General features: G+C 71.2%; 22 protein-coding genes. 5 read left to right on the top strand and 17 right to left on the bottom strand.

The window, feature by feature from the left end:
* Window positions 1-139: 139 nt before the first annotated feature.
* Window positions 140-898 (bottom strand): LOG family protein, encoded by a 759-nt coding sequence (locus AQI94_RS08770; RefSeq protein ID WP_020119740.1) that lies wholly within the window; start codon window positions 896-898, stop codon window positions 140-142.
* Between the two features lie 111 nt (window positions 899-1,009).
* The gene (gene dapE / locus AQI94_RS08775) at window positions 1,010-2,089 is read right to left on the bottom strand and encodes a succinyl-diaminopimelate desuccinylase (RefSeq protein WP_031049052.1); all 1,080 of its coding nucleotides are present in this window, start codon (window positions 2,087-2,089) and stop codon (window positions 1,010-1,012) included.
* 83 nt (window positions 2,090-2,172) lie between these two features.
* Here dapE and AQI94_RS08780 point away from each other — a divergent pair, with 83 nt between their 5' ends.
* Together AQI94_RS08780 and AQI94_RS08785 are read left to right on the top strand one after the other, a co-directional pair.
* Window positions 2,173-3,141, top strand: a complete 969-nt coding sequence (locus AQI94_RS08780; RefSeq protein ID WP_167364493.1) for a heavy metal transporter — start codon at window positions 2,173-2,175, stop codon at window positions 3,139-3,141.
* A 274-nt stretch (window positions 3,142-3,415) separates the two neighbouring features.
* Window positions 3,416-3,871, top strand: a complete 456-nt coding sequence (locus AQI94_RS08785) for a hypothetical protein (protein ID WP_031049056.1) — start codon at window positions 3,416-3,418, stop codon at window positions 3,869-3,871.
* Between the two features lie 65 nt (window positions 3,872-3,936).
* Here the strand turns inward: AQI94_RS08785 and AQI94_RS08790 are convergent, their stop codons facing one another.
* The gene (locus tag AQI94_RS08790; RefSeq protein ID WP_031049060.1) at window positions 3,937-5,031 is read right to left on the bottom strand and encodes a bifunctional succinyldiaminopimelate transaminase/glutamate-prephenate aminotransferase; all 1,095 of its coding nucleotides are present in this window, start codon (window positions 5,029-5,031) and stop codon (window positions 3,937-3,939) included.
* Between the two features lie 113 nt (window positions 5,032-5,144).
* A complete protein-coding gene (fdxA, locus tag AQI94_RS08795; protein WP_007384503.1) occupies window positions 5,145-5,462 on the bottom strand; it encodes a ferredoxin in 318 nt (105 codons plus the stop codon).
* Between the two features lie 140 nt (window positions 5,463-5,602).
* On the opposite strand from fdxA, the gene AQI94_RS08800 reads away from it, so the two are divergent.
* Together AQI94_RS08800 and AQI94_RS08805 are read left to right on the top strand one after the other, a co-directional pair.
* Window positions 5,603-6,610, top strand: a complete 1,008-nt coding sequence (locus tag AQI94_RS08800) for a GNAT family N-acetyltransferase (protein ID WP_062229669.1) — start codon at window positions 5,603-5,605, stop codon at window positions 6,608-6,610.
* 29 nt (window positions 6,611-6,639) lie between these two features.
* Window positions 6,640-7,491: a transglutaminase-like domain-containing protein gene (locus AQI94_RS08805; RefSeq protein ID WP_031051489.1), complete on the top strand. Its 852-nt coding sequence runs from the start codon at window positions 6,640-6,642 to the stop codon at window positions 7,489-7,491.
* A 72-nt stretch (window positions 7,492-7,563) separates the two neighbouring features.
* Here the strand turns inward: AQI94_RS08805 and AQI94_RS08810 are convergent, their stop codons facing one another.
* From AQI94_RS08810 to AQI94_RS08845, 8 genes are all read right to left on the bottom strand, one after another.
* The gene (locus tag AQI94_RS08810) at window positions 7,564-8,181 is read right to left on the bottom strand and encodes a response regulator transcription factor (protein WP_031051487.1); all 618 of its coding nucleotides are present in this window, start codon (window positions 8,179-8,181) and stop codon (window positions 7,564-7,566) included.
* Complete coding sequence (locus tag AQI94_RS08815; RefSeq protein WP_031051485.1) at window positions 8,178-9,344, bottom strand: sensor histidine kinase; 1,167 nt, start codon at window positions 9,342-9,344, stop codon at window positions 8,178-8,180. Before AQI94_RS08815 ends, AQI94_RS08810 begins: the two co-directional genes overlap by 4 nt.
* Window positions 9,341-10,081 carry an ABC transporter permease gene (locus AQI94_RS08820; protein ID WP_031051483.1) on the bottom strand — a complete coding sequence of 247 codons (741 nt, stop codon included), beginning with the start codon at window positions 10,079-10,081 and terminating at the stop codon, window positions 9,341-9,343. The genes AQI94_RS08815 and AQI94_RS08820 overlap by 4 nt, the downstream gene beginning before the upstream one ends.
* On the bottom strand, window positions 10,078-10,989 hold the full coding sequence (locus AQI94_RS08825) for an ABC transporter ATP-binding protein (RefSeq protein WP_031051480.1): 912 nt from the start codon (window positions 10,987-10,989) through the stop codon (window positions 10,078-10,080). Before AQI94_RS08825 ends, AQI94_RS08820 begins: the two co-directional genes overlap by 4 nt.
* 109 nt (window positions 10,990-11,098) lie before the next feature.
* Complete coding sequence (locus tag AQI94_RS44560) at window positions 11,099-13,642, bottom strand: hypothetical protein (protein WP_062229670.1); 2,544 nt, start codon at window positions 13,640-13,642, stop codon at window positions 11,099-11,101.
* Between the two features lie 158 nt (window positions 13,643-13,800).
* Window positions 13,801-14,211 carry a DUF6113 family protein gene (locus AQI94_RS08835; protein WP_031041895.1) on the bottom strand — a complete coding sequence of 137 codons (411 nt, stop codon included), beginning with the start codon at window positions 14,209-14,211 and terminating at the stop codon, window positions 13,801-13,803.
* A complete protein-coding gene (gene mshB, locus AQI94_RS08840; RefSeq protein ID WP_031041893.1) occupies window positions 14,208-15,065 on the bottom strand; it encodes an N-acetyl-1-D-myo-inositol-2-amino-2-deoxy-alpha-D-glucopyranoside deacetylase in 858 nt (285 codons plus the stop codon). Before mshB ends, AQI94_RS08835 begins: the two co-directional genes overlap by 4 nt.
* Window positions 15,066-15,110: 45 nt before the next feature.
* Entirely contained in the window at window positions 15,111-15,305 is a 195-nt protein-coding gene (locus tag AQI94_RS08845; RefSeq protein WP_031041890.1) for a hypothetical protein, read from the bottom strand.
* A gap of 188 nt (window positions 15,306-15,493) precedes the next feature.
* On the opposite strand from AQI94_RS08845, the gene AQI94_RS08850 reads away from it, so the two are divergent.
* Complete coding sequence (locus tag AQI94_RS08850; RefSeq protein WP_031041889.1) at window positions 15,494-17,614, top strand: S9 family peptidase; 2,121 nt, start codon at window positions 15,494-15,496, stop codon at window positions 17,612-17,614.
* Between the two features lie 122 nt (window positions 17,615-17,736).
* On the opposite strand, the gene AQI94_RS08855 is transcribed toward AQI94_RS08850, so the two are convergent.
* The 5 genes from AQI94_RS08855 to AQI94_RS08875 form a co-directional block, all read right to left on the bottom strand.
* The gene (locus AQI94_RS08855) at window positions 17,737-18,774 is read right to left on the bottom strand and encodes an ABC transporter ATP-binding protein (protein ID WP_031041886.1); all 1,038 of its coding nucleotides are present in this window, start codon (window positions 18,772-18,774) and stop codon (window positions 17,737-17,739) included.
* Window positions 18,767-19,741, bottom strand: coding sequence for an ABC transporter ATP-binding protein (locus AQI94_RS08860; protein ID WP_031041883.1), 975 nt, complete (start codon window positions 19,739-19,741; stop codon window positions 18,767-18,769). Before AQI94_RS08860 ends, AQI94_RS08855 begins: the two co-directional genes overlap by 8 nt.
* Before the next feature lie 458 nt (window positions 19,742-20,199).
* Window positions 20,200-21,168 (bottom strand): ABC transporter permease, encoded by a 969-nt coding sequence (locus AQI94_RS08865; protein WP_031041877.1) that lies wholly within the window; start codon window positions 21,166-21,168, stop codon window positions 20,200-20,202.
* Complete coding sequence (locus AQI94_RS08870; RefSeq protein ID WP_030320732.1) at window positions 21,161-22,084, bottom strand: ABC transporter permease; 924 nt, start codon at window positions 22,082-22,084, stop codon at window positions 21,161-21,163. The genes AQI94_RS08865 and AQI94_RS08870 overlap by 8 nt, the downstream gene beginning before the upstream one ends.
* Before the next feature lie 7 nt (window positions 22,085-22,091).
* Window positions 22,092-23,735 carry a peptide ABC transporter substrate-binding protein gene (locus tag AQI94_RS08875; protein ID WP_031041874.1) on the bottom strand — a complete coding sequence of 548 codons (1,644 nt, stop codon included), beginning with the start codon at window positions 23,733-23,735 and terminating at the stop codon, window positions 22,092-22,094.
* Between the last annotated feature and the right edge of the window lie 204 nt (window positions 23,736-23,939).

A 23,939-nucleotide genomic window follows, 5' to 3' on the forward strand; every position in this document is an offset into this window, starting at 1 on the left:
GGAGTTCTTCGCCCCCGGGCCCCCGCTCCACGCATGTCAGCCCGTCCGGCGTTTGCGGACGAGGCCGAAGGCCGACGGGGGTCCGGGGGCGCAGCCCCCGGCAACGGCGCCGCACCAGACCCCCGGTTCAAGCCCAGCGCTAGCGCCCCGCCTCCTTGGACACCAGTGCCACCGCCTCGTCCACGTCGTCCGTGACGTGGAACAGCAGCAGGTCCTTCTCCGACGCCTTGCCCTGGGCGATCAGGGTGTTCGTGAGCCAGTCGACCAGTCCGCCCCAGTACTCGCTGCCGAAGAGGACGATCGGGAAGCGGGTGACCTTCTGGGTCTGGACGAGGGTCAGGGCCTCGAAGAGTTCGTCGAGGGTGCCGAGGCCGCCCGGCAGGACGACGAACCCCTGCGCGTACTTCACGAACATCATCTTGCGGACGAAGAAGTAGCGGAAGTTGAGACCGATGTCGACGTAGGGGTTGAGCCCCTGCTCGAAGGGGAGCTCGATGCCGAGGCCGACCGAGGTGCCGCCCGCCTCGCAGGCGCCCTTGTTGGCCGCCTCCATGGCGCCGGGGCCGCCGCCGGTGATGACGGCGAAGCCCGCCTCCACCAGGCCCCGGCCGAGCCGCACGCCCGCCTCGTACTCGGGAGAGTCCGCCGGTGTCCGCGCCGAGCCGAACACGCTGATCGCGGGCGGGAGTTCGGCGAGCGTGCCGAAGCCCTCGATGAACTCCGACTGGATGCGCAGGACGCGCCAGGGGTCGGTGTGGACCCAGTCCGAGGGGCCGCCCGCGTCCAGCAGGCGCTGGTCGGTGGTGCTCGCCGTGACCTGTCCCCGCCTGCGGAGAACCGGTCCCAGGCGCTGCTCCTCCGGCGGCTGCTTCTTGCCCTCGGGGTTCCCGGTAGCCATGTGCGCTCCCTCCGCTTGCCTGGTCTTTCCATCTCAGCGTAGATCTACGCGGGTTACGGAGGGGGGACGTCCGCGTGTCCGCCATGAAGCGCCCACCGGCACTCCGTCTCCTCAGGAGGTCAGCCAGGCCCGCAGCTTCGCCTCCGCCTCCGGGATCAGCGACGCCTTCACCCGCTCGTCGACCTTGTGCGCGAGCAGCGGCTGACCTGGGCTGTAGTTCACCGCGGGCACGCCGAGCGCGCTGAACCGGGACACGTCCGTCCAGCCGAACTTGGGGCGGGCGACACCGCCGACCGCGGCCATGAATGCCTGGGCCACGGGATGGGTGAGGCCGGGGCGCGCGCCGCCGGTGTGGTCGTCGACGGTGAACTCGTCGACCCCGCAGTCCGCGAAGAAGTCCCGCACGAAGGCCTCCGCCTCGGCCTCGCTGCGGTCCGGCGCGTAACGGAAGTTGACCGTCAGGGTGCAGGAGTCGGGGATGACGTTCGTGGCCACGCCGCCCTCCACCCGCACGGCGTTGAGCCCCTCGTGGAACTCCAGCCCGTCCACCACCGGCTTGCGCGGCTGGTAGGCCGCCAGCTTCGCGAGGGCGGGGGCCGCCTTGTGGATCGCGTTGGACCCCATCCACGCGCGCGCGGAGTGGGCCCGCTCTCCCTTGAACGTCAGCAGGACCCGCAGCGTTCCCTGGCAGCCGCCCTCGACCTGGTTGTCCGTGGGCTCCAGGAGGACCGCGAAGTCGCCCTCCAGCCACTCGGGGTGGGCATCGGCCACATGTCCCAGGCCGTTGAGGTGGGCCGCGACCTCTTCGTTGTCGTAGAAGATGAAGGTGAGGTCGCGGTTGGGCTCGGGGAGTGTCGCCGCGATCCGCAGCTGGACCGCCACCCCGGACTTCATGTCGCAGGTGCCGCAGCCCCACAGGTAACCCTCGTCGTCGAGCCGGGAGGGGACGTTGCCCGCGATGGGGACCGTGTCGATGTGGCCGGTGAGGATGACGCGTTCCGGACGGCCGAGGTCCGTGCGGGCGACGACGTTGTTGCCGTGCCGGTCGACCGTCAGGTGGGGCAGGGCGCGCAGGGCGGTCTCGATCGCGTCGGCGAGGGGCTTCTCGGTGCCGCTCTCGGAGGGGAAGTCGACGAGCTGCGCGGTGAGCCGGGCTGCGTCCAGCGAAAGGTCAAGAGGGGTGTCGGCCATGCTCCCGACCCTAACGCCCCGCTCCGAGCGCTCACTGTCCCCTCCGGCGCAGACGCCTCAGTACTCTCCAGTATCTTGTCCGGATGCCAGAGCCGTTGCCCCCTACTCGCAAGCGTCGTGGCCGTCTCCTCCGCTTCGGGGCGGCCCTTGTGGTCCTGTGCGCGGTCGCCGGTTATCTCGTGGTGCAGTACGTCACCGGAGGCCCCGGCGGCCCGAGCTGCAGAGTCGTCTCCGACGGCGCGGGCGGGCCGTCGTACGAGTTCACGCCCGAGCAGGCGGTGAACGCGGCGACGATCACCGCCGTCGCCACCGACCGCGGGCTGCCGGAGCGGGCCGTGGCCATCGCGCTCGCCACCGCGCTCCAGGAGTCGGGGCTGCGCAACATCTCGCACGGCGACCGCGACTCCCTCGGGCTGTTCCAGCAGCGGCCCTCACAGGGCTGGGGCACCCCGAAGGAGATCCTGGACCCGACGTACGCGGCGGCCGAGTTCTACAAGCACCTGGTCAAGGTGCGCGGCTATCAGGAGCTCCCGCTGACCGTCGCCGCCCAGCGCGTGCAGCGCAGCGGCTATCCGGAGGCGTACGCCAAGCACGAGCCGGACGCCGAGCTGCTGGCCGCCGCCCTCACCGGGGCCTCGGCGGCCACCCTGACCTGTGACGGCCGCCAGGAGGCCACCCGGGCCGCCCAGGCCGCCGCCACGGGCCCGGACGCGGTGCGGTCGGCTCTCGTACGGGACTTCGGGCGCGACGCGCTGGAGACGACCGCCGCGGAGGTGGGCGGCAGGGCCGAACCGAGCGCGGCACCCAAGGCGGACGACGCGCGCACGGTGACGGTTCCCGTGCGCAAGGAGACCCGCCCGGGTTCCGGCCGCAGCCTGCGGGAACGCGGCTGGCAGCTCGCCCACTGGGCCGTCGCCAACTCCTCGGCGCTGCGCATCGAGCGGGTCTCTTACGCCGGGCGGCAGTGGACGGCCGGGAGCACCGCCAGCGAGTGGCGTACGGCGGGCGGGGAGGGCGGCACGGGGTCGGTGCGGATACTGACGGCACGCTAGTTCGGAAGATCGCCCGGAGGGGTCGCGTCCGGCCACCGTCGGAGCGGGTGTGCGCAGGTTTTCGTCACCTCACCCCCGTATCCGCGAAATCCCTTGAGAACACAGGGCGACATGGATTCGGCGGACTTTCAGACCGGAAGCTTTTTGCCCGTTTTTATCCGCAGGTGATAATGCGACGCATTGCCAACTCTTTACATTGCGCGTCCGCAACCTTCGTCGGCTTCGAGCGGTAGTCACGGCGTCCTAGCAACGTTTCCTCCGTCGAAGGAGCAACATGTCCCTCCCCCTGACCCGCAGGATCGCCCGTGCCGCGCTGCTCGTCGCTGCCGGAGCGGCCGCCGGGGTCGGTGCGGCCGGCTCCGCCAGTGCGGCCCCCGCCGCACTGCCCGCCACTCCGAACCTCGGCGGGCTGACCGCTCTGGACGGGGCGCACGTCGGCAACACGGTGGACGGCACGACGCAGAACCTGACCGGGACCGCGGGCAAGACCGGTGGCAAGGCCGTCGAGAAGGCGGTGCCGTCCGCGGGCAAGGCCGGTGGCAAGGCCGTGAAGAAGGCGGCGCCGGTCGCGCAGAAGACGGCGGGCGAGGCCGCGGGCTCCGCGGGCGGCGTCCTCGGCGACACCACCTCCACGGCGGCGAAGGGCGGCCTGCCGACCGACTCCCTCGCCAAGGGCGGCGGCCTGCCGTCGGCGGACACCCTGCCGGTGAAGAGCCTCCCGCTCGGCTAGTACCCGCGCACACGGCGAAGGGGCCCGGGGAGTTCCCCGGGCCCCTTCGCCGTGTCCGGAGCAGGTCACGCCAGCCGCTCGACCGCCGCCCGCACCCGCTCGTCCGTCGCCGTCAGCGCGACCCGTACGAACTGCTCGCCCGCCGCGCCGTAGAAGTCGCCCGGGGCCACCAGGATGCCCAGGTCGGCCAGGTGCGCGACCGTCGCCCAGCAGGACTCGTCCCGCGTGGCCCACAGGTACAGGCTGGCCTCGCTGTGCTCGATGCGGAAGCCGTGGCTCAGCAGGGCCTCGCGCAGCAGAGCCCTGCGGGCCGCGTACCGCTCGCGCTGCTCACGCACGTGCGTGTCGTCGCCCAGGGCCGCCACCACCGCGGCCTGCGTCGGCGCCGGGGTCATCATGCCGCCGTGCTTGCGGATCTCCAGGAGGGGCGCCAGGACGGCCGGGTCACCCGCGAGGAAGGCCGCGCGGTAGCCCGCGAGGTTCGACCGCTTGGACAGCGAGTGGACGGCCACGATGCCGTCGTAGGAGCCGCCGTTGACGTCCGGGTGCAGGACCGAGACCGGGTCGGCCTCCCAGCCCAGCTCCAGGTAGCACTCGTCGGAGAAGACCAGGATGCCGTGGGACCTGGCCCAGGCGACGATCCTCGTCAGCTCGTCCTTGGCCAGCACCTCGCCGGTCGGGTTCGACGGGGAGTTGAGCCACAGGAGCTTCAGGCCCGCCGGGTCCAGCTCGGTCGGGTCGTCGTAGACCTCGTGGTCGGCGCGGGCCAGGCGCGCGCCGACCTCGTAGGTCGGGTAGGCCAGGCGCGGGTACGCGACCCGGTCGCCGGGGCCGAGGCCCAGCTGGGTGGGGAGCCAGGCGACGAGTTCCTTGGAGCCGACGATCGGCAGGACGTGGCGGTGGGTGACCGCGCGGGCGCCCAGGCGCCGCTCGACCCAGCCCGTGATCGCGTCACGCAGGGCCGGGGTGCCCCAGACCGTCGGGTAGCCCGGGGAGTCCGCCGCGTCGATCAGGGCCTTCTGGACGAGATCGGGGACCGGGTCGACCGGGGTGCCGACCGACAGGTCGACGATGCCTCCGGGGTGCGCGGCCGCCGTCTTCTTGTACGGCTCCAGCTTGTCCCAGGGGAAGGTGGGAAGGCGGTCGGAGACTGCGGACACGGCGTTCGCGCTCACTTTCGGGTCGGACGGGGGAACACTTCGGTCCCGCAGGCCACGATCGGGGGGCGATCAGGCCGTACGGGACCGAGGCGGCACGGAAAGGTGCCGGCTGATCAGGCCTGCGGCGGCAGCGCGGCGATGAACGGGTGGTCCCGCTCGATCAGACCCAGCTTGCTGGCGCCGCCGGGCGAGCCGAGCTCGTCGAAGAACTCGACGTTCGCCTTGTAGTAGTCCTTCCACTCGTCCGGAGTGTCGTCCTCGTAGAAGATCGCCTCGACCGGGCAGACCGGCTCACAGGCACCACAGTCGACGCATTCGTCCGGGTGGATGTACAAGGACCGGGAGCCCTCGTAGATGCAGTCGACCGGGCACTCCTCGATGCAGGCCTTGTCCTTCACGTCGACACAAGGCTGCGCGATGACGTAGGTCACGCTGTCGTTCCTCCTCCATAGGGCGCTGGCGGGCCTCCTCAGGCTCCGCCGCCTCGCGCGCGGGAGCGCGGCGTCGTCGATGCCCGCCCCTAGTATCTCCGTTCCTGGGCATGATCCGAACAGGAGGGGTGAACTGACCTGTGGAAATCTCCGCCGCGGGGCGTCTCGTCGTCCGTATCTCCGCAGCTGACGTGGGCAAACGGGTATCCGTACGGTGTCTGGACGAAACCGGCGGCACCGGCGAGAAGTTCACCGACACGGTGGGTGTTCTCACATCATGGGACGACGGTGTGCTGAGGGTCACGCGCCGGGACGGTCACAGCGTCCGCATCGCGGAATCCACGCTGGTCGCGGGCAAGGTCGTGCCCGCCGAGCCGGCCCGCCGCCGGGGGCCGGCCGCCTCGTACGCGGAGCTGGCCCGGATCGCCGCGCGCGGCTGGCGGCCCGTCGAGAGCGAGTGGCTCGGCGAGTGGGAGCTGCGCGCCGCCTCCGGGTTCACCCGCCGAGCCAACTCCGTCCTCCCGCTCGGCGACCCCGGCCTGCCCCTCGACGAGGCCCTGGCCGCCGTACGCCGGTGGTACGGCGAGCGCGGGCTGCCGGCGTACGTGCAGACCGCGACCGGCGCCGCGGGCACCCAGGAGGTGCTGTGCGCGGAGCTGGAGGCGCGCGGGTGGGTGCGGGAGGTGACGGCGGAGCTGTGGACCGGGGCGCTGGCGCCGGTCGCGGACAGCCCGGGTGAGGGCGTGGTCCTGTCCCGGGAGGCCGACGCGGACTGGCTGGCGCGCTACCAGCGCAAGGGGGTGAGCGAGGTGGCGCTGCGGGTGCTCGGGAGCGGGCCGTCGGTGTGGTTCGCCACCGTCCCCGGCGAGGACGCCCCGGCCGCGATCGGGCGGTGTGTCGTCGACGGGCGGTGGGCCGGGTTCGCCGCGGTCGAGGTGGATCCCGCGCTACGGCGACGGGGGCTGGCCTCGACCGTGATGGCGGCCCTCGCACAGCGCGCCCTTGCCGAGGGGGCGTCTGCCGCCTGGCTGCAGGTCGAGTCGGACAACGCCGGTGCGCGGGCCCTGTACGAACGGCTGGGGTTCGCCGCGCACCACGCCTACCACCACTACCGCGAGCCGGACGTCTCCGGCGGGGCCCGGTGGTAGCGATCGCCGCGAAAGGGCACGAGCCTGCTATGCGTCCCCCGTTTCCTCCCTCGCCCGAACGTTCCGCCGAGCTGCGGAGGCGGTTCGCCGAAGAGGCGCGGTCCGAGCGGCCCGATCTGTCCGCGCTGTGTCTGCTCGTGGGCGCGCAGGCCGACGGGGCGCTCGACGAGGCCGGCATCGACGCGGCCCAGATCGAACTCGACACGCTGGCCGGCCAGTTGCCGTTCCGGCCGGGCGGGCCGCGGTCGTGGGCGGTGTCGTTGCGGGAACTGCTCGGCGACCGGTGCGGGTTTCGCGGCTCCGCCGCGGACTATCAGCGACTGGAGTCCTCGCTGCTGCACGAGGTGCTGGTGCGGCGGCGTGGGTTGCCGATCCTGTTGTCGGTGGTGTGGATGGAGGTGGCCCGGCGGGCGGGAGCCCCGGTGTACGGGGTGGCGCTGCCGGGACACTTCGTGGTCGGGTTCGGGCCGCCGGAGGAGCAGGTGCTGGCCGATCCCTTCGACGGGGGGCGGGTCCTGGCGGGGGCCGACGCCGAGGTGTTGGTCGCGGGGGCGACGGGAGGCTCGCTGGAGCCGTCGATGCTGGTTCCCGCGCGGACCCTGGACGTCGTGCAGCGGATCCTCAACAACGTCCGGGCGTGGGCCGCGACGCGTCCGGAGCGGTCGGATGTGGGGCTGTGGGCGGTGGAGTTGGCCCTGTTGCTTCCCTCGCACCCGGCGCGACTGCGGTACGAGCGGGCGCAGTTGCTCGTGCAGCGGGGTGACTTCGTCGAGGGGGCCGGGGAGTTGGAGGCGTATGCGGGGGTGGTGGCGGCGGTGGACGAGGCGGCGGCGGATCGTCTGCGGCAGCAGGCTCAGGCCGCGCGAGCGAGGTTGAACTGAGGGTTGTGTGGCGTGTGCGGCTCGGTGGGGGCTTGTCGCGCAGTTCCCCGCGCCCCTAAAAGCAAAAGGCCCTCACAGCCAGCCTTTCTCTCTCGCGATCCGGACTGCCTCTGCCCTGTTCCGTACCGCCAGTTTTTGGATCGCCGTGGAGAGGTAGTTGCGGACTGTGCCCTGCGAGAGATGCAGGGTGGTCGCCAGTTCCGCGTTCGTGGAGCCGTCCGCCGCCGCGCGCAGGACCTCGCGCTCGCGGTCCGTCAGGGGGTTCGCGCCCTCCGCCAGGGCCGCCGCCGCCAGCGTGGGGTCGATGACCCGCTCGCCCGCGAGCACCTTGCGTACCGCTTCGGCCAGTTGGGCCGCCGGGGCGTCCTTGACCAGGAAGGCGTCGGCGCCCGACTCCATCGCGCTGCGGAGGTAGCCGGGGCGGCCGAAGGTCGTGAGGATGACCAGCTTGACCGCCGGGAGTTCCTTGTGGAGCCGGGCCGCCGCCTCTATGCCCGTCGCGCCCGGCATCTCGATGTCCATGAGGGCCACGTCGATGTCGTGGGCGCGGGCCGCCGCCAGGACCTCGTCGCCGCGGGCCACTTGGGCGACGACCTCGATGTCGTCCTCCAGGCCGAGCAGCGCGGCCAGGGCCTCGCGGACCATCGACTGGTCCTCGGCGAGCAGGACCTTGATCGTGCGGCTCGTCATGAGGCGGATCCTACGTCGGCCGCGGAACCGGCGGGCACCCGGGCGACCAGGCGGAAGCCGCGCCGGGTGCCGGTGGCCTCCAGGGTGCCGCCGGCCTTCTCCAGACGTTCGGTGAGTCCGGTGAGACCGTTGCCGGGAGCGTCGCCCGCGCCGCCCGAACCGTCGTCCTCGACGGTGAGTTCGAGCCGCGGCCCGTCGAGGGTCTGGCGGTGCAGCAGCTCCACCGTGCAGCCGCGCGCGCCGCTGTGCCGTACGACGTTGGTGACCGCCTCGCGCAGCGCCCAGGCCAGGGCCGACTCGCTCTCCTCGGGGACGCCGGCGAGGTCGGGTTCGGGGGGCAGGGTGGCGGTGACCCCGGCGGCCGTCAACGCGACCTGGGCGCCCGCGAGTTCCGCGGCCAGGCGGGCGCGCCGGTAGCCGGAGACGGCCTCGCGGACGTCCACCAGGGCCTGCCGGCTGACCTGTTCGATGTCGGCGACCTGCTGGGCCGCCTTGTCGGGGTGGGCGGGGAGCATGCGGCCCGCCAGTTCGCTCTTCAGGGTGATGAGGGACAGCGAGTGGCCGAGGAGGTCGTGCAGGTCGCGGGCCAGGCGCAGCCGCTCCTCGTTGGCGGCGAGCTGGGCGACCCGGGCCCTGGCCTCCCGCAACTCGATGGTGGTACGGACGAGTTCGCGTACGCCGGTCATCGCGAACCCGCCGAGCAGGGCGGGGATGAGGAGGGCGCCGATGTAGTCCGTGCCGTCGGCGACGAGCAGGGCGAGGCACGCCATCAGGGCGGACGCGGCCGGGATGGTCCAGCGGGCGAGGCGCAGCGGCAGGGCCGCGCCGGACGCGATCGACACGTACACGAAGAGGACGAGCCACTCGCGGCCCAGGGTGAGGACGAGCAGGGCCGACTCGGCCGAGAGGACCGCGAGGGAGACGAGCACGAACTCCTGGGCGTTGCGGCGGCCGGTCCTGAACAGCAGGGCCAGGTACCAGGCGACGAAGCCCGCGAGACCGAGCCAGCCGAGGACGACGGCCACGGCCCCGTGGCCGCCGTGCAGGAGGTCCGAGACGGGTGCGCTCAGATAGACCAGCCAGATGCCCGTCCACAGCATCTTGACCATCATCTGCTTGCGGGTCTCGGGGCGCTGCCCGATCCCGACGCCGGTGCCGCTCACGCCTTCAACGTGTCCTTCCGGTACAGCCAGGCCGCTCCGCCCGCGAACAGGGCGAAGGAGACGGCCAGGACGGCGATGTCCTGTGCGTGCGGGGCGCGGCTCTGTTCGATGGCCTGCCCGAGGGCAGCGTACGCGTGCGTGGGCAGCCACTTGGCGATGTCCTGGAGCCACTGCGGGAAGGTCGTCGTGGGCATCCACAGGCCGCCCAGCATCGACAGGCCGAAGTAGGTGATCATCGTGATCGGGCGGACCGCGTCACCGGTGGCGAGGTAGCCGATGGCGACGCCGAGCGCGGCGAAGACGAGGCTTCCGGCCCAGATCGCGCCGGTGAGGGCGAGCCACTGCCAGGCGTCCAGGCGTACGTCCTTCACGGTCGCGGCGACGACGAAGACGACCACGATCGAGGGCAGGCTCACCACGGCCGCGCTCGCCGTCTTGGCGAGGACATAGCCGCGGCCGGGGAGCGTGGTCAGCCTCAGCTGCCGTACCCAGCCGCCCTCCCGTTCCTTCGCGATGCGCTCGCTGTTGCCCATCAGGACGGCGGTCAGGGCACCGAAGGAGGCCATCGAGACCATCATGTACGTCGCGACCGTCAGGCCGGTGCCGTCGACCGTGTCGGTGGTCCCGGAGCTGCCCGCGATGATCAGGAACAGCACCGACGGGTAGAGCACCGAGAAGAACAGGAACTTGCGGTTGCGCAGGGCGCGGACGAGTTCCAGCTTGATCAGGCTGTTCATGAGGTACGGGCCTCCTCGGCCTCGGTGATGGCGACGAAGGCCTGCTCCAGGCCGAGCCCGGCGACTTCGAGGTTGCGGGGGTAGACGCCGAGGCCGTAGAGGGCGTGGACGGTCGCGTCGGCGTCGGTGGACTGGATGCGGACGGTCTGGCCGGAGATGTCCACGGAGGTGAGGAAGGGCAGCCCGCGCAGGGGCCCTTCCTCGATCGTGCCCTCCAGGTCGAAGGCGATCCGGCGGGCGCCCGCCTTGGCCTTGATCTCGGCGGCGGTGCCGTCGGCGAGCAGGCGGCCCCGGTGCAGGACGAGCACCCGGTCGGCGATGGCGTCGGCCTCTTCGAGGTAGTGGGTGGCGAACAGGACCGTACGGCCCTGGTCGGCCTGCTCGCGCATGGTGGCCCAGAAGGCCTGGCGGGTGGTGACGTCCATGCCGGTCGTCGGCTCGTCCAGGACGATCAGGTCGCTGTCGCCGGCGGTCGCGAGGGCGAAGCGGACCCGCTGGGCCTGGCCGCCGGAGAGCTTGTTGACCTTGCGGTCGGCGATCTGGGCGACACCGGCCCGGGCGAGGACGTCGCTCACCGGGTACGGCTTCGGGTGCAGGGCGCAGGCGAGCTTCACCAGTTCGGCGACGGTGACCTCGTCCATCAGCCCGCCGCTCTGGAGCATCGCCCCCACGCGTCCGGCGATGATCGCCTCACGCGGGGTGGTGCCGAAGAGCCGGACGCTGCCGCTGTCCGGCTGCTTGAGGCCGAGCAGCAGGTCGAGGGTGGTCGACTTGCCGGCGCCGTTGGGACCGAGCAGCGCCACGGTCTCCCCCGGCCGCAGGGTCAGGGTCAGTCCGTCGACGGCGCGTACCTCGCCGTATGCCTTGCTCACCTGGTCGAAGCCGACCACCGGGGCTGTCGTTGTCATGCGGCCATGGTGGCTCCGCGGGTGCGGTGGCGGGCAGTGTCGGCCGTCCGGAGTGCCGCATGACAGATGTCATGTCTGCGGCACTCCGGTGCGCTGGCCGCCGGGCGGGTCAGCTCGGGTTGGTGTCGATGACCCCGATGCGCTCGGCCGCCGTCTTGCCGCGCAGGGCCTTGCGCAGGGCGGAGGCCACGTCCTCGGGCAGGACGTCGCGCTTGCCGCTCGCGCCGTCGACCTGCACGCCGGCGAAGGTGGTGCCGTACGCCTCCTTGAGCGCCTTGAGGTCGTACGTCTCCACGAGCTTGCCGTCGACCGCCTTGAACCCGAGGATCTTCGGCAGGGACAGCGAGCCGAAGTCGATGCTGTGCGCCGCGTCGGTCCGGATCGTGACGCGCTCGGACATCGCGGGCTGCGCGAACTCCTTCATCATCCGGTCGACCTCGGCGTTCGAGATCGTCGGCTGCTTGGTGGTCGTGGGCAGCGTCACCTTGCCGGCGGTGCCGGTCTCCACCTGGGCGCGGTACGCCTCCTCGACCGCGGTGGTCGACCTGGCGACGTCGATGCCCTTGCCCGCCTTGCCGTACACGGCGACGGCCTTGCCGTTGACGAACTTGATCGTGCCGTCGGTCGCCGAGCCGGCGCCGCCCGAGGCGTCCTCCAGGGCCGCCTGGAGCTTCTCCTCGTCGACCGGCATGACCGGGTCGACGACCCGGTGGTTGCCGAAGAGGGAGCCGATGACGGAGACCGGGTTGTAGTCGCTCTTCGCGGCCGCGGCGACCGTGCCCTGATCGTCGAGCTGGAGCCCCGCCTGGTCCGGCTTGAGCGAGACGGTGTCGCCGCCGACCGACAGCCTCAGCGCCTCGTTCACCCGGTCGCCGAGGGCGTCGTCGAGCTTCTTGACGGCGTCGTCACGGGTGCCGCCGCCGATGTCCACGCCGAGCACGGTGGTGCCCTTGGGCACGTCGGAGCGGTTCATCAGGAGACCGGCGCCGTAGGCACCGACGCCGAGGAGGACCACGGTGCCGCCGACCATCGCCAGCTTGCTGCGGCCCTTCTTCTTTTTCTTCTTCTTCGCCGCGGCGGCCGGGGCCTCCTGCGACGCGGTGTCGGGCAGCTTCGGGGGCGTGCGGCCGTCGGTGCCCGGTCCGAAGGGGGCGTTCTGGGCGCCGCCCGGTACGACCGGCATACCGCTGGTGACGGTGTGCCCGGAGACGTTGTCCGGGGCGCCGTAGCCGGGAGCGCCCGGTTCCGGGGCCGGCTTCTGCGGGGTGAGGATCGCGGTGTCGTCGCTCAGACCGCCCCCCGGGCCGAGACCGGCACCGGGAGCACCACCGGGGCCGGGGCCGCCGGGCCGACCGAGGGCGCCGGGGCCGCCTGCGGCGGGCTGGCCGGGCTGACCGGGCTGGCGAGGCTGACCGGGCCGGCCGCCTGAGACGCCCGGGGCACCGGGGCCGGCCAGGCCCCCGGAGATGCCGGGGCCGCCCGGACCGCCGAGGGTGCCGGGAGCGCCCGAACCGCCCGGACCGCGTCCGCCGCTGCCCGGGCCGGCTTGCCGGTTGAAGCCGTCGGAGCCGTTGAAGGACTCGCCGCCGAAGGACTCCGCCCTGGCGAAGGGGTCCGGTCCGGCGGGCGGCACGACCGGGCCGTCGCCGGTGACCGGGCCGCCCGTCGGGCCCGCGGGCCCCTGGGAGCCGCCCGGGCCGCCGGGACCCTGCGCTCCGCCGAAACCGCCGCCGTAGTCGATCTGGCCGCCCTGGGCGCCGTAGTCGATCTGGCCCGTCTGGCCGTTCGGACCGGCGGGGCCGCCGTAGCCGCCCTGGCTTTCCGGTCCGCCGTAGCCGCCCTGGCCGTTCTCCTCGCCCGGGCCGCCGGAGCCGTTGCCGTTCTCGGTGAAGTACGGCAGTTCGTCGCGGCGGGGTTCGCTGCCGCGCTGGCCGCCTCCCAGCGGGCCGGCGTTCAGCGCCTCGGTGACGTCGAAGGAACCGGTGCCGCCACCGTGGCCCGGAGCGACCGGACCGCCCGTGGCACCCGGGAGACCGGCGCCGTTCGTGGCACCGGAGCGGGAACCGCCCGGCACGCTCATGGAGCCGACCACCCCACCGGGGCGCCCGGCACTGGGGCGCGCGCCGCCGGACGTGGCCGCACCGGCACCACCGTGACGGGGGCCGGACGCAGCGGGACCGCCGGCACCGGGCGCACCCGCGCCCGAACCGCCCGGCAGACCGGCTCCGTTGCCGGCACCCGCGCCCGGACCGCCCTTGGCGGGACCGGACTTGCGGGGCGCGAACCAGTCGCTCTGCTTCTCCTCGGCGGACGGCGGGGCGGGCTCGGCGGGCAGTTCGACGGTGCCGGTGGTCGAGGAGGGACTCGGCGTCGGGGCCTCGGCCTCCGGACCCCTGTCACCGGAACTCTCCGACTCCCCGACGGGCTGACGCACGACGACCGGCGGAATCGGCCGCGAACCGGGGATGTTGATCCGGATCCGGGTCGTCAGCGTGGTCTCGGTCTTGCGCTCCTCCGGCTGCGTGGCCGAACGGCCCGCGTCCGGACCGCCGTCGGACGCCATGGGCGTCCCGTACGGCGGCGTGCCCGAGGGGTAGGCGGCTCCGCCGCGCCCGTTGGGCCCGGAGGACGGACTGTCAGTTTCACGACTCAAGGCAGGTTCTCCCGGTTGGCTCCGCCGCCCGTTTCGACCTCACTGCTTCGGGCGCCGGCGGCGCGCACCACCATACTGGCCACTTCTGGCCTGTATCCCACGACCGCTGGGGAAACCCACACGGGACTCGCACGCGCGCGATGCGGAGAAGTGGTACGTCACTTGCCAAGTCGGACGGCGTCGCCGCCCGGTTGCCGCCCTTGCCCAAGGGTGGCGCAGATCACAGCCACGGCCATGCCACCGAGCAGGAAGAGATAGGAGCCACTTCCTGCGGCGAAGACGAAGTCGCCCTCCGGGCGGCTGGTGGTGAGAAAGATGACGGCGAGCATCCAGCCGCCGGCGGGCGCGACGGCTCCGGCGCGGCTGCCGGTGGCGCGTGCCCCGCCGAGCAGCAGTCCGGCCTCACCGAGCAGCGCGAGCAGCAGTCCGCCCGGGAACCAGCCGCCCTGCACCAGCGCTCCGGCGAGCCCCACCACCGCCCCGAGCACGAAAAGGCCGAGGTATGCGGCGACCCGTCCGACGGAGGGGCGCTGCAGGGGCTGGGCGAGCATCGACGTACGGTCGTTCATGACGCGCCCTCGATCCCGGAGAACAGGTCGGTCTCCCTGATGTCCCCGGGTTCCCCTCTCACCAATTCGTAGTACTCCGTGGTGAAGAGGGGTTGTGCGAGTTCGTTGGAGAGCGCGAAGTACGCCCCGGACACGTCGATCTGGGTCGCGTGGGCGGCCATCGCGGCGCTCTTGGCGGTGGCGTGGGCGGTGCCGTCGATCTCGGTGGTGATCCGCTCGTCGTCCACCACACCGGGTACGTCGTCCAGGACGGCGGCCTTGGTGAAGGGCAGACCGGGCAGGTCGGCGTGGAGCCGGGCGAAGGCCTGCTCGCCGATCGTGCGCGGTACGCGGTTCCAGTAGACCTTGGGGATCGGCCATCCGGCGTCGGCGGCGAGCTCGACGGCGCGCATGGCGACGCGGTGGGCCTGGATGTGGTCGGGGTGGCCGTACCCGCCGTGGTCGTCGTAGGTGACGAGGACCTGGGGGCGCACCTCCAGGATCACCTCGACGAGATACCCGGCCGCCTGGTCGACGTCGGCCTGCCAGAAGCAGGCGGGGTCGTCGTTGTCCGGGAGGCCCGTCATTCCGGAGTCCTGGTAGCGCCCCGCGCCGCCGAGCAGGCGGAAGTCCGCGACGCCGAGCTCACGCATGGCCGCGGTGAGCTCGCCCCGCCGGTGTTCGCCGAGGGCTGCGCCGGTCAGGTGCCGCAGCCCGGGCGGGATGACCTCGCCGAGCTCGCCGAGGGTGCAGGTGACCAGGGTCACCCGGGCCCCCTCGGCCGCGTACCTGGCCATGGTCGCGCCATTGTTGATCGACTCGTCGTCCGGGTGCGCGTGCACCAGGAGAAGGCGCCGAGCGGGCTGTTCCGTCATGGCCCCAGCCTACGAGGAGCCACCGACAGTCCCGCTCAGCCGGTGTCAGAACTTGATACTGCCGATCATGCCCGCGATGTTCGTCGTCAGCTCACTGATCGTCGGGGCGATCGAGGAAGCGGCGAGATAGAAGCCGAGCAAGATGCACACGACCGCGTGACCGCCCTTCAAACCCGACTTCTTGATCAGCAAGAAGACGATGATCGCCAGCAGCACCACCGCCGAAATCGAGAGTGCCACGGCGGCTCACCTCCAAAGAACCCAGGGACGTGGGGGGTCGGACGGGAACGGAACTATGGGGGCAGATAAATCCATACAGCAGCCAGCGGATTCATACCCACTATGCGGTAGTGATCATAACTATCCGGGCCTGCGCATCCGTCGGCGCACGGCCGCACAAGGGGGCGCATGGCCAATATGGTCGGGGCATGACGACCGAGCCTGACTCCTTTCCCCGCCGGCACGCCCGCACCCAGCGCTTCACCGTCGGCGCGCCACGCGCGTTCACCGTGGCGCCCGACGGATCGCGGGTCGTGTTCCTGCGCTCTAACTCGGGCACGAACCGGGCCAATTCACTGTGGGTGCTCGACGCGGTGGAGGGCGGGGAGCGCGTGGCGGCGGACCCGCGCGCCCTTCTGGGCGGCGCCGAGGAGCGCCTGTCACCCACGGAGCGGGCGCGCCGCGAGCGCAGCCGCGAGGGCGGAGCCGGCATCGTCGGCTATGCCACCGACGCAGCCGTCGAGTTGGCCTCTTTCGCCTTGTCAGGGCGGCTTTTCACGGCGGAGCTGCGGGCCGGGACGGCACGTGAACTGCCCGTCCGGGGACCGGTGATCGACCCCCGCCCGGCCCCGGACGGACGCCACATCGCGTACGTCGCCCAGGGCTCGCTGCGGGTCGTGGGCGCCGAGGGCGAGGACGACCGGGCGCTCGCCACCGCGGAGTCGGATCACGTCACCTACGGCCTCGCGGAGTTCATCGCGGCCGAGGAGATGGGCCGGTCACGGGGCTTCTGGTGGTCGCCGCAGTCCGACCGGCTGCTGGTCGCGCGCGTGGACGACACGCCGGTGCGGCGCTGGTGGATCTCCGATCCGGCCCACCCGGAGCGTGATCCACACCACGTCCCGTACCCGGCCGCGGGCACCCCCAACGCGGATGTACGGCTGTTCGTGGTCGCTCTGGACGGGGCGCGCACGGAGGTCTCCTGGGACCGGAAGCGCTATCCGTATCTGGCCCATGTGCACTGGTCAGCCGCGGGTGCTCCGCTGCTGCTCGTACAGGCGCGCGACCAGCGCAGTCAGCTGTATCTGGCGGCGGACCCGGAGTCCGGCGCGACCCGGATGGTGCACGCGGACGAAGATCCAACTTGGCTGGATCTTTTCCCCGGGGTGCCCTGCTGGAGCCCTTCGGGACAGCTCGTGCGGATCGCCGACGAGGGGGGCGCGCGCGTCCTCGCGGTCGGAGAACGGCCGCTGACCGGACCGCAGTTGCACATCCGCGCGGTGTTGGACGTCACCCGGGACGACGTGCTGGTCTCGGCATCGGCCGGCACCGAGGCCGAGGCCCCGGAGCTGGGCGAGGTGCACGTCTACCGGGTGAACGAGCTCGGAGTGGAGCGCTTGTCGCAGGAACCCGGCGTGCACTCGGCGGTGCGCGCCGGGGGCGTGACCGTACTGGTGTCGGCGACCCTCGACCGGCCGGGCTCACGGGCGCGGGTACTGCGCGACGGCAAGGAGACGGCGACCGTCACGTCATATGCGGAAGATCCCGGTTTGACCCCGCGCGTGACCTTGACCGAGGGGGGCGCACGCAGGATCCCGTGCGCCGTGCTTATGCCGCAGGACTACGCCGGTGACAGCCCTCTTCCGGTTTTGCTGGACCCGTACGGGGGTCCGCACGGGCAGCGGGTGGTCGCCGCGCACAACCCGCACCTCACCTCGCAGTGGTTCGCCGACCAGGGCTTCGCGGTGGTCGTGGCCGACGGCCGGGGCACTCCCGGCCGCTCCCCCGCCTGGGAGAAGGCGGTCCGGGACGACCTCGCGGCGGTCGTCCTCCAGGACCAGGTCGACGCGCTCCAGGCGCTCGCGGAGGACTTCCCGCTCGACCTCACCCGGGTCGCGATCCGCGGCTGGTCCTTCGGCGGCTACCTGGCCGCCCTCGCGGCCCTGCGCCGCCCGGACGTCTTCCACGCGGCGGTCGTGGGTGCCCCGGTCACCGATCTGCGCCTGTACGACACCCACTACCAGGAGCGCTACCTCGGCCACCCGGACGAGCAGCCCGCGGTTTACCGCCGCAACTCGCTGGTGGACGACGATGGCCTGGTCGACGCGGTCGGGCCGCACCGCCCGATGATGATCATCCACGGCCTCGCGGACGACAACGTGGTGGTCGCCCACTCGCTGCGGCTGTCCTCGGCCCTGCTGGCCGCGGGCCGACCGCACGAGGTGCTGCCGCTGTCCGGCGTGACCCACATGACCCCGCAGGAGACGGTCGCGGAGAACCTGCTGCGGCTTCAGCTGGACTTCCTGAAGCGGTCGTTGGGGATGGCGTAGGCACGGCAGCGGGCCGGGACGACATGGCGCGTCCCGGCCCGCTTACGGCACCCGCACGGCCGTACGTCGTAGAGCCTGACGCGTTCGTATATCGGAACCGGGTCGGCCGAGTTGCCTCCGTGTTACCGCGTCGCCTCCGGCGGTACGACCTGCTTCTCCTCCGCGAAGTGGCAGGCCGAGTCGTGCGCGGCCGGTCCGCTCACGAGCCGGAACTCCGCCGGCACAGCGAGCTCCGGGACCTCCAGGGCACAGCGCTCCTGGGCCTTCCAGCAGCGGGTGCGAAAGCGGCACCCGGACGGGACGTTCGTCGGGGACGGGACGTCGCCGGCGAGGATGATCCGCTCGCGGTGCTCGCGGGCCTCGGGGTCGGGCACCGGCACGGCGGACAGCAGCGCCTGGGTGTAGGGGTGCGTCGGATGGTCGTAGATCTCGGCGTCCCGGCCGATCTCCACGATCCGTCCGAGGTACATCACCCCGACCCGGTCGGAGATGTGCCGGACGATCGACAGGTCGTGCGCGATGAAGAGGTACGACAGCTCGAACTCGCTCTGGAGCCGGTCGAGGAGGTTGATCACCTGGGCCTGCACGGACACGTCGAGGGCGGAGACCGGTTCGTCGGCGACGATGACCTCCGGGCGCAGGGCCAGCCCGCGCGCGATGCCGATGCGCTGGCGCTGGCCGCCGGAGAACTGGTGCGGATAGCGGTTGATGTACTCCGGGTTGAGGCCCACGACGTCCAGCAGGTCCTGGACCTTCTTGCGCCGGTCGCCCTTGGGGGCCACCTCGGGATGGATGTCGTACGGCTCCCCGATGATGTCGCCGACCGTCATACGGGGGTTGAGCGAGGTGTACGGGTCCTGGAAGACCATCTGGATGTTGCGGCGGACCGACTTGAGCGCCTTGCCGGAGAGCTTGGTGATGTCCTCGCCCTTGTACTTGATCGACCCTTCCGTCGGCCGCTCCAGGTTGACGAGCATCTTGGCGACGGTCGACTTGCCGCAGCCGGACTCCCCGACGATCCCGAGGGTCTCTCCCTTGTGCAGCGTGAAGTCCACGCCGTCCACGGCCTTGACGGCACCGACCTGTTTCTTGAACAGGATGCCCCGGGTCAACGGGTAGTGCTTGACCAGTCTACCCACTTCGAGGATCGGCTCAACCATTAAGGCACTCCGTCCAGAAGTGGCAGGCACTGGACCGGCCGTCGGCGACGTCGTACAGGGGCGGTACGTCCGTCCGGCACAAGTCCCGGGCCATCGGGCAGCGGGGGTTGAACGCGCAACCCGGCGGGATGTGCATCAAGTTGGGCGGCAGTCCCTTGATCGCGTACAGCTCCTGTCCCTTCTGGTCGAGTCGGGGGATGGAGTCGAGGAGTCCGCGGGTGTAGGGGTGGGCGGGCGCCTTGTAGATGTCGTGCACGGGGGCCTGCTCGACGATCCGGCCGGCGTACATGACGGCGATCCGGTCGGCCACGTCCGCGACGACGCCGAGGTCGTGGGTGATGAGGATGAGCCCCATGTTGTACTCGCGCTGGAGCTCGGCGAGCAGCTCCATCACCTGGGCCTGGACCGTCACGTCGAGCGCGGTGGTCGGTTCGTCGGCGATGATCAGCGCGGGTTCCAGGGCGAGTGCCATCGCGATCATGATGCGTTGGCGCATGCCGCCGGAGAACTGGTGCGGGTAGTCCTTCACGCGCTCCCCGGCGGCGGGGATGCGCACCCGGTCCATCAGCTCGACCGCCTTGGCCCGGGCGTCCTTCTTCGACATGCCCCGGTGCACGACGAACATCTCGCCGAGCTGGTCGCCGACGGAGAGCACGGGGTTGAGGGAGGACAACGCGTCCTGGAAGATCATCGCCATCTCGGCGCCGCGGACCCTGCGCCGCTCGTCCTCCTTCAGTTTCAGCAGGTCCCGGCCCTGGAAGAGGATCTCGCCGCCGGTGATTTTCCCGGGGGGCATGTCGAGGATCCCCATGATCGCCTGCGCGGTCACCGACTTCCCCGACCCGGACTCCCCGAGCACCGCGAGGGTCTCCCCCGCGTCCACCCCGTAGTCGACCCCGTTGACCGCCTTGGCCACCCCGTCCCTGGTCCTGAACTCCACCTGCAGATCACGCACTTCGAGCAGCACGGAGACTCACCTCAGCTTCCGGTCGGGGCGTCGCGGGTCAGGAGGAACGTCGGCATGGAAAAACTGGTCCGGCGGGCGCCGACATCCCCGACGACCGCACCGGCACACCACCGCGCCCGCCGGGCCCCGCCCTCCTGGCACACACGAACTCCCCCGCACCGCCCGAACCCGACGGCGGTGATCCCACCCCCACACCACGCCCTCCCGGCTTCCGGCCCGCTGCCCCGGGCAGCACACAGCCGGGCGGCCGGGAACGGGCCCGACACCCCGCACTGACGGAACGCCCCCGCAGCACCCCGCACCCGCCGCGCCACAACCCCCCGGCGCCGCGCCAGGACGAACACCCCGCGCCCAGCGCCGGCCGCCTCGGGTGCCGCCTCGCCGGCCGGTACGGGCCGGGTCGTCCGGACGGCCATGAGGTCTCCCGTGCCGCGGGGGCTCCCCGTCGTCACGTCCGTTCACCTCAGCTTCGGGTCGAGGGCGTCGCGGACCGCGTCGCCGAGCATGATGAAGGCGAGGACCGTGATCGCGAGGGCTCCGGCGGGCCAGAGGAGCATGTGCGGGGCGTTGCGGATGTAGGCGGAGGCCGCGGAGATGTCGATGCCCCAGCTGACCGTGGGGGGCTTGAGGCCCACGCCGAGGTACGACAGGGTCGCCTCCAGCGAGATGTACGTGCCGAGGGCGATGGTCGCCACGACGATCACCGGGGCGACCGCGTTCGGGGCGATGTGGCGCAGCAGCAGACGGGAGTTGGAGGCACCCAGCGCCCTGGCCGCCTGGACGTAGTCGTTGTGTTTGGCGGTGATGACCGAGCCGCGCGCGATGCGGGAGATCTGCGGCCAGCCCAGCAGCACCATGAACCCGATCACCGGCCACACCGTGCTGCTCGTGACGACCGACAGGAGCACCAGGCCGCCGAGGACCACGGGGATCGCGAAGAAGATGTCGGTGGTGCGGGACAGGATCGAGTCCGAGAAGCCTCCGAAGAACCCTGCGAGGCCGCCGAGGATCGACCCGAGGATCGCGACGCCCAGCGTGGCGCAGACGCCGACCGTCACGGACGTACGGGCGCCGTACACCGTGCGCGTGTAGACGTCGCAGCCCTGGCCGTCGTAGCCGAAGGGATGTCCCGGCTGCGAGCCTTCCTGGGCCTTCGACAGGTCGCACTTCAGCGGGTTCCCGGAGGTGATCAGCGACGGCCACAGGGAGATGACGACCAGGAAGACGATCACCAGGGCGGAGATGATGAAGACGGGGTTGCGGCGCAGGTCGCGCCAGGCGTCGGACCACAGGGAGCGGGGCTTGTCCTGAGGGCCCGTACCGTCGGGGCCCTTCTCCAGGGTGGTGGCCTCGCTCACCGCGAGATCCATCGCACCGCCCGCTCCGGTCCCGGCGATTGCGCCCTCTGGTTCCTGGTATTCAGGCATAGCGGATCCTGGGGTCGAGAACGGCGTACAGGAGGTCGACGAGCAGGTTGGCCACCAGGAACACCAGGACGAGCACGGTCACGAAGCCGACCACGGTCTGGGTGTTCTGGCGCAGGATGCCCTGGTAGAGCTGGTAGCCGACGCCGTGGATGTTGAAGATGCGCTCGGTGACGATCGCCCCTCCCATCAGCGCGCCGATGTCCGTGCCGATGAAGGTGACGACGGGGATGAGCGAGTTGCGCAGCAGGTGCCGCACGATGACCCGCTGTCTCGGCAGCCCCTTCGCCACCGCCGTGCGGACGTAGTCGGAGCGCCTGTTCTCCGCGATGGACGTGCGGGTCAGCCGGGTCACGTAGGCCAGGGACACGGACGCGAGGACCAGGCCCGGCACGATCAGCTCGCCGAAGGTGGCGTCCGTGGACACCGACGGTTTGATCCAGCCCCACTCGACGCCGAGCAGCAGCTGGAGCAGCAGGCCGGTGACGAAGGTGGGGACGGAGATCACGACGAGGGTGAGCAGGAGGACCGAGGTGTCGACGGGCCGGCCGCGCTTGAGGCCGGTGACGACACCGAGGGTGATGCCGATGACGATCTCGAAGAGGATCGCGACGATCGTCAGCCGGATGGTCACGGGGAACGCCGTCGCCATCAGCTCGGTGACCTTCTGGCCGTTGAACGCGGTGCCGAAGTCGCCGGTGAAGACGTGCCCCATGTAGGTCAGGTATTGCTGCCAGACCGGCTTGTCGAGGCCGAACTCCTTCTTGAGCTGGGCGGACGTCGCCGCGTCGCACTGCTTGTCGCCGCACAGGCCCGCGATGGGGTCGCCCATCACGTTCACCATGAGGAAGATCAGCAGGGTCGACCCGATGAACACCGGGATCATCTGCAGCAGACGCCGGACGACGTACCGTCCCATGGCGGGCTCAGCCGACCTTGATCTCGTTGTAGACGGGGACGCTGAACGGGTTGAGCTTCACGTTGGAGAGCCGCTCCGAGTAGCCCGCGCTGCCGTTCTGGTACCAGAGCGGGATGGCGGCCATGTTGTCCCGTACGACCTTCTCGGCCTCCTGGAACTTCGCCACCGCCTTGGTGGTGTCGGTCTCGGCGTTGGCCTCGTTCACGAGCTTGTCGAAGTCCTTGTTGGACCACTTGCCGTCGTTGGAGGAGGCGTTGGTGTAGTAGAGCGGCTGCAGGAAGTTCTGGATGAGCGGGTAGTCCATCTGCCAGCCCGCCCGGAAGGGGCCGCTCATCTTCTTCGCGGTGATCTGGCTGCGGAAGTCGGCGAAGGTGCCCACCGGGTTGCCGACGCAGGCCTTGTCGTTGTCGAGCGCGTTGTTGATGGAGTTGCAGACCGCGTCGATCCACTGCTTGTGGGAGCCGGTGTCCGCGTTGTACGTGATCTTGATCTGGCCGCCGGGGAGGCCGCCGCCCTCCTGAATGAGCTTCTTGGCCGCGGCCGGGTCGTAGTCGCAGGCGTCCCCGCACAGGCCGTCCTGGAAGCCGCCCTCCTTGCCGAGGACCGGGGAGGTCCAGTCGGTGGCGGGGGTGCGGGTCTTCTGGAAGATCGTCTCGGTGATCTGGGCGCGGTTGATCGCGCGGGACAGGCCCGTGCGGACCTTCTCCGAACCGGCCTTGTTCCAGTTCTTGTCGTAGAACGGGAAGGCGAGGGTCTGGATGATGCCGGCCGGGGTGTTGATGTAGCGGCCGCCGAGGTCGCTCTTGACGTTCTTGAGCTGGGCGGCCGGGACGTCGTCGACGAGGTCGAGGTTGCCGGCCATGAGGTCGGTGTAGGCGGTGTTGTTGTCGGTGTAGACCTTGAGGGTCACGCCGCCGTTCTGCGCCTTGTCCGTGCCGGGGTAGCCGCTCCACTTCTTCAGGGCCATCTGGGAGCCCTTGGTGTACGAGTCGATGGTGTACGGCCCGTTGCCGACCGGCTTCTTCAGCCAGGCGGCGTGGTCGGTGAAGAACGCCTGCGGGAGCGGGGCGTAGGCGGGGTAGCCGAGGGTGTCGGGGAAGGTCGAGAACTTCTGGTTGAGCTTGACGGTGAAGGTGTTGGTGCCGGTGACCTTCAGGCCGGAGAGGGTGTCGGCGGTCTGCTGGCTGCCGTCGTCCGGGTGCGTCTTGTCGTAACCGTCGATGTAGCCGAAGAAGTAGGCGTTCTTCTGGTTGTTCTTGAGGCTGGCCCCGTAGTTCCAGGCGTCCACGAACGACTTGGCGGTGACCTTCTCGCCGTTGCTGAAGGTCCAGCCGTCCTTCACGGTGATGGTGAAGTTCTGCGAGTCGGTCGTGTCGATCTTCTCGGCGAGCATGTCCTCGGCCTTGCCGGTCTCCGGGTTGTACTTCTTCAGGCTGCGGAAGATCATGTCGAGGACCTTGCCGCCCTGCACCTCGTTGGTGTTGGCCGGCTCCAGCGGGTTCTGCGGGTCGCCCCAGGAGGAGCTCAGCACCGCGCTGCCGTCACTGCTGCCGCCGCTGTCGCTGCCGCTGTCCCCACCGCCGCAGGCCGTCGCCGCGAGCGCTACCGCCGCCGCGCATGCGGCCCATTTGGCGTGCGTGGCTCCACGCATGGAGTGCCTCCTCAAGAGTGCCCCGTGCACTGCCCTTGGCAGCCGACGCCGGGATATTGATCCATTACACGCCAATATCGCCATATATCGCTTACATCGCATACGAGTGCGGGCCGTACGGGTCATCAGAAGGGGTGACACGCATCGTCAGGGCCTCACCTGCACGGCTTCACAGGTATGGACCGATGAGCGGCGCCCGTACTG

This window comes from Streptomyces pseudovenezuelae (assembly GCF_001513955.1).
GTDB classification, from domain to species: Bacteria; Actinomycetota; Actinomycetes; order Streptomycetales; family Streptomycetaceae; genus Streptomyces; species Streptomyces pseudovenezuelae.

Coding starts and splice junctions, on each gene's coding strand:
- AQI94_RS08820 (WP_031051483.1), bottom strand. CDS start 10,081: ATGAACAGCCTGATCAAGCTGGAACTCGTCCGCGCCCTGCGCAACCGC.
- AQI94_RS08835 (WP_031041895.1), bottom strand. CDS start 14,211: ATGAACGACCGTACGTCGATGCTCGCCCAGCCCCTGCAGCGCCCCTCC.
- AQI94_RS08865 (WP_031041877.1), bottom strand. CDS start 21,168: ATGCCTGAATACCAGGAACCAGAGGGCGCAATCGCCGGGACCGGAGCG.
- AQI94_RS08805 (WP_031051489.1), top strand. CDS start 6,640: ATGCGTCCCCCGTTTCCTCCCTCGCCCGAACGTTCCGCCGAGCTGCGG.
- AQI94_RS08770 (WP_020119740.1), bottom strand. CDS start 898: ATGGCTACCGGGAACCCCGAGGGCAAGAAGCAGCCGCCGGAGGAGCAG.
- AQI94_RS08810 (WP_031051487.1), bottom strand. CDS start 8,181: ATGACGAGCCGCACGATCAAGGTCCTGCTCGCCGAGGACCAGTCGATG.
- dapE (WP_031049052.1), bottom strand. CDS start 2,089: ATGGCCGACACCCCTCTTGACCTTTCGCTGGACGCAGCCCGGCTCACC.
- AQI94_RS08875 (WP_031041874.1), bottom strand. CDS start 23,735: ATGCGTGGAGCCACGCACGCCAAATGGGCCGCATGCGCGGCGGCGGTA.
- AQI94_RS08785 (WP_031049056.1), top strand. CDS start 3,416: ATGTCCCTCCCCCTGACCCGCAGGATCGCCCGTGCCGCGCTGCTCGTC.
- AQI94_RS08850 (WP_031041889.1), top strand. CDS start 15,494: ATGACGACCGAGCCTGACTCCTTTCCCCGCCGGCACGCCCGCACCCAG.
- AQI94_RS08825 (WP_031051480.1), bottom strand. CDS start 10,989: ATGACAACGACAGCCCCGGTGGTCGGCTTCGACCAGGTGAGCAAGGCA.
- mshB (WP_031041893.1), bottom strand. CDS start 15,065: ATGACGGAACAGCCCGCTCGGCGCCTTCTCCTGGTGCACGCGCACCCG.
- AQI94_RS08870 (WP_030320732.1), bottom strand. CDS start 22,084: ATGGGACGGTACGTCGTCCGGCGTCTGCTGCAGATGATCCCGGTGTTC.
- AQI94_RS08855 (WP_031041886.1), bottom strand. CDS start 18,774: ATGGTTGAGCCGATCCTCGAAGTGGGTAGACTGGTCAAGCACTACCCG.
- AQI94_RS08780 (WP_167364493.1), top strand. CDS start 2,173: ATGCCAGAGCCGTTGCCCCCTACTCGCAAGCGTCGTGGCCGTCTCCTC.